This window comes from Brevundimonas diminuta (genome assembly GCF_039673845.1).
Classification (GTDB): domain Bacteria; phylum Pseudomonadota; class Alphaproteobacteria; order Caulobacterales; family Caulobacteraceae; genus Brevundimonas; species Brevundimonas diminuta_E.
Window position 1 is genome coordinate 24,863 of the sequence record NZ_JBDJMK010000004.1, and the last position, 13,613, is coordinate 38,475.

The 13,613-nt window shown below is 63.6% G+C and carries 11 protein-coding genes and 3 pseudogenes; 8 read left to right on the top strand and 6 right to left on the bottom strand.

Going from position 1 to position 13,613, the window contains the following annotated elements; translation table 11 throughout:
- Positions 1–147 precede the first annotated feature (147 nt).
- From ABE454_RS05110 to ABE454_RS05135, 6 genes and pseudogenes are all read left to right on the top strand, one after another.
- The gene (locus ABE454_RS05110; RefSeq protein ID WP_346510563.1) at positions 148–834 is read left to right on the top strand and encodes a response regulator; all 687 of its coding nucleotides are present in this window, start codon (positions 148–150) and stop codon (positions 832–834) included.
- A complete protein-coding gene (locus tag ABE454_RS05115) occupies positions 834–1,904 on the top strand; it encodes an ATP-binding protein (protein WP_346510564.1) in 1,071 nt (356 codons plus the stop codon). Before ABE454_RS05110 ends, ABE454_RS05115 begins: the two co-directional genes overlap by 1 nt.
- Before the next feature lie 64 nt (positions 1,905–1,968).
- A complete protein-coding gene (locus ABE454_RS05120) occupies positions 1,969–3,423 on the top strand; it encodes an MFS transporter (RefSeq protein ID WP_346510565.1) in 1,455 nt (484 codons plus the stop codon).
- A 72-nt stretch (positions 3,424–3,495) separates the two neighbouring features.
- Positions 3,496–3,779 (top strand): annotated as a pseudogene (locus ABE454_RS05125) (IS5/IS1182 family transposase); the annotation flags it as partial.
- A gap of 228 nt (positions 3,780–4,007) precedes the next feature.
- A complete protein-coding gene (locus tag ABE454_RS05130; RefSeq protein ID WP_346510567.1) occupies positions 4,008–6,155 on the top strand; it encodes a TonB-dependent siderophore receptor in 2,148 nt (715 codons plus the stop codon).
- Between the two features lie 24 nt (positions 6,156–6,179).
- A complete protein-coding gene (locus tag ABE454_RS05135; RefSeq protein WP_346529725.1) occupies positions 6,180–7,313 on the top strand; it encodes a YncE family protein in 1,134 nt (377 codons plus the stop codon).
- A 568-nt stretch (positions 7,314–7,881) separates the two neighbouring features.
- Here the strand turns inward: ABE454_RS05135 and ABE454_RS05140 are convergent.
- The 5 genes and pseudogenes from ABE454_RS05140 to ABE454_RS05160 form a co-directional block, all read right to left on the bottom strand.
- Positions 7,882–8,148 (bottom strand): hypothetical protein, encoded by a 267-nt coding sequence (locus ABE454_RS05140; RefSeq protein ID WP_346510570.1) that lies wholly within the window; start codon positions 8,146–8,148, stop codon positions 7,882–7,884.
- A 9-nt stretch (positions 8,149–8,157) separates the two neighbouring features.
- A complete protein-coding gene (locus ABE454_RS05145; protein WP_430825693.1) occupies positions 8,158–9,009 on the bottom strand; it encodes a PepSY-associated TM helix domain-containing protein in 852 nt (283 codons plus the stop codon).
- Between the two features lie 32 nt (positions 9,010–9,041).
- Positions 9,042–9,230: pseudogene (locus tag ABE454_RS16150) on the bottom strand (PepSY domain-containing protein); the annotation flags it as partial.
- A 132-nt stretch (positions 9,231–9,362) separates the two neighbouring features.
- Entirely contained in the window at positions 9,363–11,414 is a 2,052-nt protein-coding gene (locus ABE454_RS05155; RefSeq protein ID WP_346529729.1) for a TonB-dependent receptor family protein, read from the bottom strand.
- 57 nt (positions 11,415–11,471) lie between these two features.
- A complete protein-coding gene (locus ABE454_RS05160; protein WP_346510577.1) occupies positions 11,472–11,864 on the bottom strand; it encodes a hypothetical protein in 393 nt (130 codons plus the stop codon).
- 394 nt (positions 11,865–12,258) lie between these two features.
- Here ABE454_RS05160 and ABE454_RS05165 point away from each other — a divergent pair, with 394 nt between their 5' ends.
- Positions 12,259–12,594, top strand: a complete 336-nt coding sequence (locus ABE454_RS05165) for a hypothetical protein (RefSeq protein ID WP_346510760.1) — start codon at positions 12,259–12,261, stop codon at positions 12,592–12,594.
- On the opposite strand, the pseudogene ABE454_RS05170 reads toward ABE454_RS05165, so the two are convergent.
- Positions 12,514–12,813 (bottom strand): annotated as a pseudogene (locus ABE454_RS05170) (transposase); the annotation flags it as partial. The gene ABE454_RS05165 and the pseudogene ABE454_RS05170 overlap by 81 nt on opposite strands.
- Positions 12,814–12,917: 104 nt before the next feature.
- On the opposite strand from ABE454_RS05170, the gene ABE454_RS16155 reads away from it, so the two are divergent.
- The gene (locus ABE454_RS16155; protein ID WP_430821791.1) at positions 12,918–13,487 is read left to right on the top strand and encodes a hypothetical protein; all 570 of its coding nucleotides are present in this window, start codon (positions 12,918–12,920) and stop codon (positions 13,485–13,487) included.
- The last annotated feature ends 126 nt before the right edge of the window (positions 13,488–13,613 follow it).

Below are 13,613 nucleotides of genomic sequence, written 5' to 3' on the forward strand. Positions count from 1 at the left end.
GAGTTCCGCCACAATGGCTGAGACGCACTTTTTTCGCACCGCAGCATGAGAGTTGCGTCGAGAGTTAATGGAGGATGTGTGGACGCCCGACAGCGGGACTGGACGCAGCCGCAGGCATGCCCCCATCTAGACTGCGACGGAGACAGCATGAGCGCCTTGATACTGATTGCTGAAGACGAGCCGGACATTGCGGCCGTGCTCGACGCCTATCTCGTACGAGAGGGGTTCCGCACCGTACGCGCAGGCGACGGCCAGACAGCTCTGGACCTGCACTTGGCGCTGAAACCCGATCTGGTGCTGCTCGATGTCCGCATGCCCAAGCGTACCGGCTGGGAAGTCCTGAGCGAGATACGCCGACGTGGCGACACCCCGGTCATGATGATCACGGCGCTGGATCAGGATATCGACAAGCTTCAGGCTCTGCGGGTGGGCGCGGATGACTATGTCATCAAGCCTTTCAACGCCGCCGAGGTCGCGGCGCGCGCTCACGTCATCCTGCGTCGCAGCCAAAGCGCTGGAGACAGCCGAGTGCTGCGGGTCGGACCGCTGGAGATCGACCTTGAGAGCCATCTGGCGACGATCAGGGCATCAGGTGAGGAAAATCGTCTGAACCTGACACTCACTGAGTTCCGAATTCTTGCTTTCATGGCGCGTCAGCCGATGCGGGTCTTCACCCGCAGCGAGTTGGTTGATGCCTGTCTGCCCGGTCAAGACGTGCTTGAGCGCACCGTCGACAGCCATCTCAGCAAACTCCGGAAGAAACTGGACGAAGCGGATGCTTCACAGCTTCTGACCGGGATTCGAGGTGTCGGCTATCGGTTGGAAAACCTGTGATGAAGCTGCCCAGCGGCCTTGGCCGGAACATCGCGATCTATATGTCCGCCGTAACCACGCTGGGCCTATGTATCTCGACGGTTGGCAGCTACTTCATATACGGCTGGTTGTTCACCAAGCACCCTGATTACATTGACGAATCTGTATGGTCTCTGAACCCCATCGACCTTTTAATGTCGTGCGGATTCATCCTGCTTTCAATCGCATTGTCCGTGGCAGCAGCACTGCAATTGTCGAAACGCATCGCACGCCCCCTTTCATCGCTCGCGCTCGCGGCGCGTCAGATTAAAAATGGCGATCTCAGCGCACGCGCCTCCTCAGACGATCGGTCTCTAGGCGAAGCAACGGAGATGGTCGAGAATTTCAATGCCATGGCTGAGAGGCTTGAAAACGTCGCTGAAGACCTGGCGACATGGAACGCGTCGATCGCCCATGAGCTTCGAACGCCGGTTACGATTCTGCTAGGCCGTTTGCAGGGCGTCGCGGACGGTCTGTTCGAGTTGGACCCCGCCCTTCTCGCCAGCCTGATCAAACAGATTGAGGGGCTCGCGCGTCTGGTCGAAGACCTTCGAGTCGTCAGCCTGGCGAACAGCGGCCATCTTCACCTGCGGCTCGAAGTCGTGGACATGGCGGACGTAGTAGAAGATCTGCGCGGCGTCGTAGACCCTGCTCTGACAGAGGGCGGTTTCCGCACGGTATGGTCTCTCGACAGGTGTTCAGCAGAGTGCGATCCATTCAGGGTCAGACAGGCCGTTCTCGCCCTGATCGACAACGCCCGCAAACATGCGACCCCTGGCCTGCTGCGTGTTTCGGTCGAACAACGCGATAGCTGGATCTGCATCGCCATATCCGATGTGGGTCCGGGGCTTTCTCCCTCGTCGGCTCAGAAACTGTTCCAGCCCTTCATCAGGGGCGGTGAAAGTGGAGAAGGCTCCGGCTTGGGTCTATCCGTAGTTATGGCAGTGGCCGAAGCCCACGGCGGCGAACTGCGATATCGCCCCAACGTCGAGCTTGGCTCCACCTTCGAACTGCGCCTTCCTGCAGAACGACCCGATCATCCCACAGGGTGACGCAATGACACCAGGTCAACCCACGCCCCGGAATCCAAGGCGCTGGCTGGCGCTTCTGGCCGTCATGCTGGCCTTCCTGCCCGTCGTGCTGGACATGACCATCCTGCATGTCGCCGTTCCAACCCTGACACTCAACCTCAAAGCCAGCGGAGCCGAAGCGCTTTGGATCATCGACATCTATCCCCTGCTGATGGCGGGGCTGGTCGTTCCGATGGGCGTTCTCGCTGACAGGGTGGGCGCAAGGCGCATCCTGCTGACCGGACTGGTCGTCTTCGGGACCGCCTCAGCCCTCGCTGCATATTCTACGAGCGCAGCGTTTCTGATCGGGTCGCGCGCCTTTCTGGCGATTGGGGGCTCCATGATCATGCCCACGGTTTTGGGCCTGATCCGCAGAACGTTCGAAGATGAATCCGAGCGCGCCATGGCCTTGGGCTTCTGGGGGACCGTCGGCGCGGCCGGTGCGGCTGTCGGTCCCCTGATCGGCGGCCTGCTGCTAGCCCATTTCTGGTGGGGCTCGGTCTTTCTGATCAACGTACCCGTGATGCTGTTCGTCGCTCCGGCCTGCTATTTTCTGCTGTCGAAAGACGAAACGGTCACGCCCGGACGCCTGCCGATCGGCCAGGCCGTAATGCTGATCATCGCCATGATCGCTCTGGTCTATGGCCTGAAAGCCGGGATCGGCGCGAAACACGGCCCCGCACTGGTTCTCGGCATTTTCGCGATCGGCGCCCTGACGCTGGCGGCCTTCATACGAATCCAACTGCGATCGCCCAGCCCCATGCTGAACCTGGCCCTGTTTCAGCGCTCGGCGATCCTGGCAGGCATCTTCATGGCCCTGGTTGCGTCCGGAGCCCTGTCGGGCGTCGAACTGACCCTGGCGCAGGAACTACAGTATGTCCTGACCAAGTCGCCGCTTGAGGCGGGCATCTATCTCATACCCATCATGACGGCGGCGGCGGTCGGCGGCCCGGTAGCGGGCAGGCTGACGACGGCCTTCGGCTTGCGCGCCGTCGCCAGCGTCAGCCTGCTCCTGGCGGCCGCCGCCCTGATCCTGCTGAGCATCAGCGATCTGGCAGAGCCCGGCTTTATCGTGCCCGCGCTACTGGCCAGCCTCGGCCTAGCGCTCAGCATCGGACTGACAGCGTCGTCCATCGCCATCATGGGAGCGGTTAAGGCGTCAGAAGGCGCCTCCGCAGGGGCGCTGGAGGCCACGGCATACGAACTCGGCGCCGGGTTCGGAATCACTCTGTTCGGGGTCTTCACCTCCGTCCTTTTCAGTCGGAGGCTCGATATGCCGGCGAACACCCCGGCAGAATTGGCGGCGCAGGCGTCCCGCTCGATCGGCGACACGATGATCGTCGCCAAACAGTTGCCCCCCGAAGAAGCCGCACCGCTGATCCAAGCCGGTCAGGCCGCGTTCAACAACGCGCACTCCGTTATCCTCGCGGTCGCCGGTGTTCTTCTTTTAGCGCTTGCACTCGTTGTGTTTCTTCTGCTGGAACATCGCTGGGATCCCTGACGGCACTCTGGGTTGCCTATGCAGAACGGGCCAGGTGGCCGACGGCTTGATGATCGCCGCGAGCGAACCTGTAATCGCTGCAAGCGATGGAGCGAGGCTGGGGTCTTCGTTCGAATGATGGAGGGTTTGTCCGAGGCCCCGACCGAACGCCGCACCGTCATGATCGACGCGACCTGCTGCAAGGCGCACCGCACGGCTCGAGCCTGCGGGTAAAAAAGGGGGCCTCAGGCGGCCGATCGGACGCACGAAAGGCGGGATGAACACCAAAACTCCACGCCGTGATCGATGCCAACGGACGACCGATCGGCCTGTTCATGACAGCGGGCCAGGTCAGCGACTACACCGGCGGCGCTGCACGTCAGCCGCGTTCTCTGGCGCCTCCTATCCGCCGGAGCGTCGCGCGCTCGCCACAGCGCCCACGCTCAAAGATTGAGCGCAGGCTAGTTGCCCACCTGCAATCCTCGAAGCCATGTCGGTAAAATAGCCTCAAAATTTGCTATTGATAATCCCTCGCAATATAGTAGGGCATCACTACGCCGTCGAGCCATTCGCCAGCGGTCGATCGATGCTTCGAGGGATGATTCATGCGCAAACCCGCCCTTATCGCCGGCGCAACCCTGGCGATGTCGCCTCTCGCGGCCGCGGCTCAAACTGAAGGCTCCGTCGCTGCTGAAGCGCCCGTGGCGGTGGACGAGGTGGTCGTCACCGGCCGTTATACGCTTCCCAACCGGATCGACACCGCAACGGGCCTGGGCCTGACCGTGCGCGAGACGCCGCAATCGGTCAGCATCGTCACTGAGCAGCGCATCCTCGACCAGAATCTGGCGACCGTCGCGGACGTCATAGCCAATGGGGTCGGCGTGTCGGTCAATGAGGTCGATGACGTCCGCAACACCTTCAGCGCCCGCGGCTTCGACATAAAGAACTATCAGGTCGACGGCGTGCCCCTGGCCTGGACCCTCGCCGGCGGCGCTGGCGAGACCGTGGCTGACGTCTCCCTCTATGAACGGGTCGAGATTGTGCGCGGCGCCACCGGACTGCTGACCGGCGCCGGCGATCCGTCCGCCTCTATCAACCTGGTCCGCAAACACGCCGACAGCGAGATTACGAACGGCTATGTCAGCGCCAGCGTAGGATCCTGGAACACTTGGAGCGTATCGGCCGATGTAGGCGGCAAGCTGAACGCCTCGGGCGCGCTGCGCGGGCGTCTGGTCGCCAAATACGAGGAGGGCGACAGCTACATCGACCTCTACCATAACGAGAAGACCGTGCTGTACGGGGTGATCGACGCCGACCTGACCGATCGCACCCTGCTGAGGCTCGGCGCGAGTCACCAATCCGGTTCGCCGAACGCCCCGGCCTGGGGCGCCCTGCCCTCCTTCTACAGCGACGGCTCCTTCGCCATATGGCCGCGCTCCAAGACCGCTTCGGCCGACTGGACCTACTGGGACACCGAGAACCAGAATATCTTCGCCAACATCCAGCACGAGTTCGCCAACGGCTGGCGACTCACGGCCAACTACAACTGGTTGCGCAACGCCCAGACCACAGAGATTCTCTATCTGTCGGGCCTGGTCGATCTCTCTACCGGCGCGATCCAGTACACCTATCCCTATTCGGACGACGGCGAGAGCATCCAGAACAGCTTCGACATTCAGTTGAAGGGCGACTTCGGCCTGTTCGGGCGCCGGCATGAGTTCGTCGTCGGCGCCCTGCACAGCACCCAGGAACGGGAGACCTCCACCTACGCCGCCCTCGCCTTCCCACCGGCCGACGACTTCGTGAATTGGGACGGCGCCGCCTATCCCTATCCCGGCTTCTCCGACGTCGGCGTCCTGGCGGTCGATGAGACGGTCAAGCAGACAGGCTTTTACGGTGCCCTGCGGCTGAACCTGACGGACTCGCTGAAACTGATCGGCGGGGGGCGCCTGGCGAGCTGGGATCTGTCGGGATTCAATTTCGGACCCGAGCGCGACTACGGCAACGACGACGTATTCATTCCCTATGTCGGCGCGCTCTATGACCTGACGCCGACGCATCGGCTGTACGCCAGCTATACCGAGATCTTCCAGCCCCAGGATGCGCGCGATCGCAACGGCGGCTATCTGGAACCCATCGTCGGCGCTGCCTATGAAGCCGGACTCAAGAGCGCCTTCTTCGACGACGCCCTGCAGACATCCGTCGCCGTGTTCCGGATCGAACAGGACAATCTGGCTCAGGCGGACATCGGCTATTTCGTTCCCGGCGTCACCCCGCCAGCACAGGCGTATTACGGCGCCGAGGGCGCGACCAGCAAAGGCTTCGAACTGGAAGTCACCGGCCGCCCGCTCGAAGGCTGGAACATCAACTTCGGCTACAGCCAGTTCGAGGTCGAGGACGCGACCGGCCAGGCCGTGAACACCGACCATCCCCGCCAGTTGCTCAAGTTGTTCACCACCTACCGCCTGCCCGGCGCCTGGAGCGATCTGGTCATCGGCGGCGGGGTCAACTACCGCAGCAAGAACTATTCGGCCAGCGTCAATCCCGTCACCAACGCGCCCTTCCGCTTCCAGCAGGATGGCTTCGTCCTGGTCAGCCTGATGGCGCGCTACGACCTGAGCGACGCGCTCCAGCTGCAGGCCAATGTCGAGAACCTCTTCGACGAGACCTATTACAGCCAGATCGGCTTCTTCAGCCAGTATCGCTACGGCGCGCCGCGAAACGCGACGGTCAGCCTGCGATACCGCTTCTGACCCCCTCATGCCCAGGCCGTCAACATGACCAGAATACAGAAATCATCCGCCGCCGCCCTCCTGCTGCTCGCTGGAGCCGGGCTTTCCACCTCCGCGCTGGCGCAGAACATGCCGTCGGGCCTGCCCGCCGAACCCGCCGCCAGCGCCGCCGTGCTGGATAATGGCGTGCTCTACCGCGAGTTGACGCGGGGGATCTATGAAGTCCGCTACAATCCTCACGACGATGCGCTCTACGTCGCGTCCGCCCTTGCCACTCCAGGCGTCAAGGGCGGGATTGTCTATAAGTTGAACGCCGACACCCTGGAGCCGGTAGGAGCGATCCATACGGACCGAGGCAACTTCGCCCTGGCCCTCAACGCCGACGGTTCCAGGCTCTATGCGACAAACAGCCTTGAGCACAGCGTCACCGCCTTCAACCTGGAAGACAACAGCATCATCGGCCGGCTGGACCTGAATGAGGTCGGTCCGGACGGCAATAAATTCGGCCCCCGTCAGGTGATCCATGACGCCGCAAAAGGCGCGCTCTACATCGGAGCGGTAGGCGACCCTGGCGTGATCTGGGTCGTTGACGCCGATACGCTTCAACTGCGCCATACAATCCGCGAGGCCGGGAAATGGGTCACGGGCCTGGCGGTACACCCGCGCACAGGCGACCTCTACGCGACCAACGGCGGGGGCGAAATGCTGGTCATCGACACCGCATCCTACGCCATCAAGCACCGTTTCCGACCGGCAGGAGACACCGAGGCTCTGCTGTTGAACTTCGCCTTCGATGTCGACAACAATCGTCTCTACGTGACCGATCACTCGAAGCTGAAGACCCTGCTGATCGTCAATCCGGACACCGGTGAGAAGATCGGGGAAATTCCGGACGCCGGCGAGTCCATGGCCATCCTGCTCCATCCCCAACGACGTGAGCTCTATGTGACCAACCGCGAACGGGGCACGGTGTCTGTTTGGGATGCGGACACGCACACCCTGAAACGCACGGTGCGGGCTGGGCCGAACCCGAACAGCCTGGCGCTTTCCGCTGATGGGAACGCCCTGTTCGTGACGGTGAAGACGCCCTTCACCAGCACCTATTCCGCCAGCGGCGTCGAAAGCATCGTCCGCATTCCACTGGATATCAACGCTCCTGAAGCGACTTCGAATCCCTGACCGGCGCGGGGGGGGGGGGGGGGGGGGGGGGGGCCCAGCCTCCCTCAGCCCCCCCCTCCCCCCCCCGCCCCGCGCCCCTCCCCCCGCGCGGGGGGGCGTGGGCCCCCGCCGGGCCCCCCCCCCCCCGCGCCAGAGTGGCGGCCGCCCCAAGCCGGCAGCGGCGAATGCCGCTCGTCAGATAATCTATCGTCGCCGACCTGATCGCTTGCCTTCTCAGCCGCCTCGCTCTCTCGAAATCTATTAAACGCACAGGCAGGCTGTTATCGATTATGCTCACTCGATTACACGAAATCTGACAAACTTTTGTTTCAACGACACTTTTCAAGGACGAATACGCGTCTGAATGGCCCGAAGGCCGACCCAGTACAAGCATCTTGAAAATACTCAGAAAACGGACTGATGTAAAAAGCGCGTTATTGCGGTTTTTTTAGATATGTATTGACTACATAGACAAAGACGAAAAGCCCCTTCTCTTGACCTCTGCAGCGACGATCATCGGTATTTCATCACCCTTTACGCTTCGGCGCAAACGAGCGACATCGACCCGTTACATCGATAGTGCCATTGCTCATGCGCCTTGGGCGCCGCGCCACAGTCCCAGCCGCCACAAGCAGAGATCGATCATCAGGGCCGCTAAGAGATTCACCCCCGTCAAGGGATAGAGAATCAAGAGCGGCAGGACGATCGCCAGCACCGCAGCCCGAAGACGAGGCTCCGGCGGAACGACCGGCGCGCCCAGGCGCTCCTTCGGACGGCGCTTCCACCACATCACCACCGCGCTGATCGCCAGAAGCCAGACGGCGATGCAGCCGCCTAGCATAATGAACTGGTTCATGCGTCCGGACTACGTGTCCTGATGGACGGCGATGCCCCATTCGAAAGCCTTGGCCCCGCCCCTGAATTGACCGTATCGGATGTCCGCCAGCACCGCGCCGGTCGTGCCGTCGATATAGAGCGCGCGGGTGTCTTCCGCCTCTCTGACGCTGTGGGCCGCCATATAGGCCAGATGCGGATCCGTCGGGATGGACACCTGATAGCGCCGTGCGAGCCCATGGGCGTCGGCGGCCGTTACAACCTTGGCCAGAGACGGCGCGCCATGGTGCGAGGCGGGCATGACCATGCCTTCCACGGTCCAGCCGACGCCAGCGGGGCGGTCGTGAGCCTTGGCGTGGACGAAGGGACTGGCAGCAGGCGGGGCGGCGGGTCGGCCCAGGCCGTGGCCGCGGACGAAGGCCATATACTGGTCGCCCCAGAAGGCGGACCACGGCATCCCTGTCACGGCCAGTAAGACGATCACCGCGCCGGCGTAGAAACCGGTCACCGCGTGTAGATCACGCCAGAAGGGACAGCGTTTCGGGTCGGCCGCGCGGATCGTCACCACACCGGCGTCGCGCTTGCGCGGCCACCACAGGAAGACCCCCGCGCCCACCAGGATGATCGCCCAGTCGGCGACGATTTCGACCAGATAGGTGGCCCATGTGCCGATCAACGACAGGCTGTGGAGCCCCTTGATCGTCTCCATCACCCCGCCGAAGGCCGTCACCCCGAGCAGCCGTCTGTCGTGCGGATCGACGAAGGCCGTGCTTCGGCTCCCTTCCCCAGATCGACCGTGAGCCGCACCGCTTGGTCTTCGCGCGCAGGGACAAGAACGTTCGAGACGATCCCGCCCGTTCGCGCCTCGGCGGTCGACACCCATTGATGGGGCGAGGAGCTTCCTGCCCGCCCCTCGACATGGGCCAAGGGCCGGTAGACGGCGGCGTCAATGCAGTCCTTGAACAGATAGAGGCCGCCCGTCAGCGTCATCAGCCACAGGAGGGGCAGGACCAGAAGGCCGGCATAGAAATGCCAGCGCCAGACGGCGCGATAGGCGCCGGCCATCGGGCTGACGTCGGCTCCGGTTTGAGGACGGTCGGTCATGGCGTCCCTTTCGAACAAATGCGCTGGGGCGAGGCGGTCGAAATCCGGGGGCGACCCTCGTCGGATCGACACCCCGGGACCCTGCCCGCACGTCAGGCGACGGGTCTCGTCGAGACCCCGCCGCCGACGCGATCAGAACCGGTAGCGCAGACCGGCGTAGACTGACCGTCCCGTGCCCGGATTGAACAGCTGGGAAGTCGGCGATGCCCTGCCCGCCACTGCGACCGTCGAAATGTAGCGCTCGTCGGTGAGGTTACGACCTTCGACATAGCCCGACCAGCCCTGCGGCGCGTCATAACCGAGCCGAAGGCCAAGTAAGGCGTAGCTGTCGACGGTCAAGGTGTTGGCGTTGTCGGCGAAATAGTCGCTGGGCGACCACTCCACATTCGGCCCGAAATAGACGCCTGAAGGGTGGCGATAGAGAGCCTCGGCCCGGAGCAGATGCCGGGGCACGCCAGGCATTTCATTGTCGCCGAAGGTGTGGTCGCCGTCGAAAGCGAAGTCGTTCAGTGTGTAGGCTGCGGTCAGCACCAGCCGATCACCGTCGACGAATGTCGAGCCGAACACCGGCGCGCTGCCGCCCGCCTCGATCCCCTGGTGAACCGTCGGTCCAGCGTTGACCACCGTGCAGGCCGCCCAGGGGAAGAGGGTCAGGCATTGCAGTTCGTCCTCGATCTCGGCGCGATAGATGGCGACGTCCCAGCTCGCCTCCCCGCGGCGGCCCCGCGCACCCACCTCATAGGTCGTCGCCGTCTGCGCCTCGAGATCGTCCGGGGTCGAGAAGGCGTTGGCGTCGTAGGTTGGGATTTCGGCGCTGCGCGAGACATTGGCGAACAGCTGGGTGCTGCTGTCCACGTCCCACAGGATGCCCAGGCGCGGGCTCCACAGATCGTAGCTCGCCCGACCCGACTGCTCGCCGTTCGACAGGAAGCGGTCACGGCGCTCGCGCGTGGCGTGGAGATACTGGACGCTGGCGATCAGGCTCAAGTCAGGCCGGACCTTGAGCGTGTTCTCCCCGTAGAGGGTGATGTTGTCCGAGGTGTCGACCATGGACGAGGCGAGGTCGCCCTTCACGGCGTCGGGCAGGTTGATGAACTGCTCGGTGTCGATCCGGCCGGTGGCGATTGTCGCGCCGACCACAAGACGGTTCTCGAGCCCGCCGATCCGACCGTCATGCGCGGCGCGGGCATAGAGGCCGTAGTCCTCGGCGGTGAAGTCGAGCCACTGGTAGATCGGGTGCATCACGTGCCGCCACAGACCATAGGCGCCGAAATCCACCGACGCATCGCCGAAGCGGACCGTCGTCTTGTTGGTCAGGCGAACAGAGTCGATGTTGCGCTGCTGATCCTGAACGATCCAGTCCGGGTTGGCTGCGGTCGGATCGTTCAGCGCGCTATCCTTGCTGACCTCGCCGGGAATGCGCGAGCGCCAGGTGAAGGCGTTGAGATAGAAGCGGGTCTCCGCGTCAGGCGACAGCCGATAGCCGAGGTTGGCGTTCAGCCGGTTGAAGTCCTGCTGGCTATGGTCGCGATAGCCGTCCTCGGTCTGGGAAGAAAATGTGACGAACCCATCCGTGCGGCCACTGACCCCGCCAGTGCTGACCTGCCCCCGCACGAAGCCGAAGCTGCCGATGTCGAGCCGGCCGTCGAAGGCCTGGGCGTCCCGGCCGGTGGGCGAGACGAAGTTGATCGCCCCCCCAAGGGCGTTCCCGCCATAGCGCAGGGCATTGGCGCCCTTGAACACCTCGACGTAGCGATAGGCGGTCGGGTCGACCTCCGACAGATCCAGAAGACCGTCCGAGGTATTTATCGGCGCGCCGTCGATATAGGCGTTGATCCCCCGGTTGCCGTAGGCGCGCGACAGGCCCGAACCGCGGATCGACATCCGGGCGTCCGGGCCGAAGCGCGGCTGGGTCACCACGCCGGGCACATAGGCCAGGACGTCCTTTACGGCGGCGGCCGGGCCGGACTTGAAGGCGGTGTCCGGGATTACGTCGACCCCGCCCGCGGTGCGCTGGATCTCCGCCTCGGCCTGGGCGGTCTGGGGCACGGTCACGGCGGTGCGAGCGCCATAGACGGTGATTTCCTCGAGCTGAATCGCACCCGTATCCTGGGCGAATGCAGGCGTGGCGGCGCAGGCGGCGAGAAGCAGCGCCAGCGGCGCCGCGGTGGTCTTGAGAGACATTTGATCTTTCTGAAGAGACGACGGCGACCGGCCATAACCGGTGCGAACGGGATCGCTTCAGGCGTGCGGGGGCGCGGTGGACGGCGGCCGAAGGGCTTCCCGACCCTCAGCCGAAACGGCGGCGAACGGGCTGAGCGCGGGCTTACTCCGTGCGACCCGCATCCGGATCGGCACACTCGGCGGCGGCGAATCAATCGCCGCGAGATTGGACAGCAAGGCCGCCGCGCAACTGAGGCTGCCAAGATCCGTGCCCTTGACCGGCTTCGGGTGGCCTTCGGCGTCATAGACGACCATGGCCATGTCGCCCGAACACAGCATGACCGGCTCGCCCAGGGCCGAGGACGCCGCCACAGCGGTGGGCAGGAAGGTCCCGAACGTGATCGCGAAGACCGCGGCGAGGAACGCCAGCGATCGCGACAGCGACCAGTGCTCGGACGAGGATCGAGACATGTCTCGCGCCTTAACGGCGTGTCGGCGCTTAAGCAATGATCATGTGGCGTCCGGAAAGCGGCGGACGATTTCGGCTCGCGATTGGAGAGGACAAGATCACCGGGTTGGACAAAGCGTCACGGTGAAGCCGGGGCCGATGGACAGCCTGAAGTGCGCCGCCTGTATCACTGCGAGCTTCACCGCCCTGCCGCCTCCGCCTATCGCCACCCACCCAGCCCCACCCTTCACGCATTACGGAGCCGCAGCCGGTCCCGGTGGCCGCCGCCCCTTCGCTCCCCGCGTTTCGTCCCGGTCTGAGACCACCGCCAACGGCCCCGCCTATCGCCTGAACATCGCAAAACACGCGCCGACCAGTGTGTCGGCGCGCCTCTTCTGCTGTTCAGGACCACCTTTCATGTCTCTCAAACTTTCTGCGGTGCCATGCGCGCTGCTGCTCGCGGCTTGCGCCTCGCCGGCCCTCGCCCAATCCATCGCCGACGAGCCCATCACGCTCGACAGCACCATCGTCACCGCCATGCGCAATCCCGAGGATCCGCCCGTCGTCGCGGAGGCCCGCGCCCGACTGGCCCGCACGCCCGGCGCGGTGTCGGTCGTCGCCGCCGAGACCTATGAGAACCGCAACGTCCAGGGCCTGTACGACATCCTGCGCGACGCCCATGGCCTGCAAAGCGCCCTGAAAACACTCTGCGTCATAGTCCCTGTCGCCCAGCAGCCATTGCACCTTGGGTAGGCTATCCAACATCGCGGCGGCGCCGGTGTAGTCGCTGACCTGTCGCGCCGTCATGACCAGGCCAATCGGGGCGTCCGCTCGCATCGGTCACGGCGTGCAGCTTGGTGTTCATGCCGCCCTTCGTGCATCCGATCGGTCGGCCCAGGCCCCCTTTTTTACCCGCAGGCTCGAAGCCGTGCGGTGCCCCTTCAGATAGGTCGCGTCTATCATCACTGTCCGGCTTTCAGTCTGAGCGCCGGACAGGCTATGGGCCACTCGGCTAATGTTGAGAAGGTTAAACAGGAAGAATATCAATGCAAGAAACGACGAGGAAACCGATCTGAATGCTCGGCAGGCCGAAAGTATACATAACGGGGGCTTCCTGCTCGGGTGTCTCGACGCTCGGCGCGGTGCTGACAAAGCGGTTCGAAATCCCGCTCATAGATGTCGATGATTTCTACTGGATGCCGACGGACCCGCCTTTCAGCGTCAAACGCCCCCCTGAGGAGCGAGTGAAACTGATCACGGAACAGCAAGGTGCGTCCCAAGGATGGATATTGACCGGCTCCTTCACCGGATGGGGTGAGGCCCTGACCCGTGACGTTGATCTGATTGTCTTTCTCTACACGCCTGCCGCCATCAGACTGCAACGTCTCGACCAGCGCGAGGCGGCGCGCCACGGTGGGCGCATCCTTCCCGGTGGGGACATGCACGATGCGCATGTGGCGTTTCGGAATTGGGCTTCAGGATATGATGACCCGCAGTTCACTGGACGGAACCTCGCTCAACATGAACGCTGGCTTGCCCAACAAACGAATCCGGTTCTCAGACTGCAGGGCGAGAAGCCGATAGATGAGATGGCGAACGTGGTAGCGAGTAAGGTTGCGCTTATTGTTAAGAAGGCAGTAAGTTAACCCGCCCTTTCCGGCCTCCTGCGCGACGGCGACCTGCCCGCGGTAGGTGTCAAAGGAGCCGCCTTCGATCCGCAGCAGGTTGTCGAACTGGGCTGTGCGGCCGGTCGGGGTGACGAAGTTGATGGC

Bases quoted from the DNA above. Each gene is read 5' to 3' on its own strand.
- ABE454_RS05140 (WP_346510570.1), bottom strand. From the start codon at position 8,148: ATGAACCAGTTCATTATGCTAGGCGGCTGCATCGCCGTCTGGCTTCTG.
- ABE454_RS05110 (WP_346510563.1), top strand. From the start codon at position 148: ATGAGCGCCTTGATACTGATTGCTGAAGACGAGCCGGACATTGCGGCC.
- ABE454_RS05160 (WP_346510577.1), bottom strand. From the start codon at position 11,864: ATGTCTCGATCCTCGTCCGAGCACTGGTCGCTGTCGCGATCGCTGGCG.
- ABE454_RS16155 (WP_430821791.1), top strand. From the start codon at position 12,918: ATGCTCGGCAGGCCGAAAGTATACATAACGGGGGCTTCCTGCTCGGGT.
- ABE454_RS05135 (WP_346529725.1), top strand. From the start codon at position 6,180: ATGACCAGAATACAGAAATCATCCGCCGCCGCCCTCCTGCTGCTCGCT.
- ABE454_RS05115 (WP_346510564.1), top strand. From the start codon at position 834: ATGAAGCTGCCCAGCGGCCTTGGCCGGAACATCGCGATCTATATGTCC.
- ABE454_RS05145 (WP_430825693.1), bottom strand. From the start codon at position 9,009: ATGGGTGTCGACCGCCGAGGCGCGAACGGGCGGGATCGTCTCGAACGT.
- ABE454_RS05120 (WP_346510565.1), top strand. From the start codon at position 1,969: ATGCTGGCCTTCCTGCCCGTCGTGCTGGACATGACCATCCTGCATGTC.
- ABE454_RS05155 (WP_346529729.1), bottom strand. From the start codon at position 11,414: ATGTCTCTCAAGACCACCGCGGCGCCGCTGGCGCTGCTTCTCGCCGCC.
- ABE454_RS05165 (WP_346510760.1), top strand. From the start codon at position 12,259: ATGTCTCTCAAACTTTCTGCGGTGCCATGCGCGCTGCTGCTCGCGGCT.
- ABE454_RS05130 (WP_346510567.1), top strand. From the start codon at position 4,008: ATGCGCAAACCCGCCCTTATCGCCGGCGCAACCCTGGCGATGTCGCCT.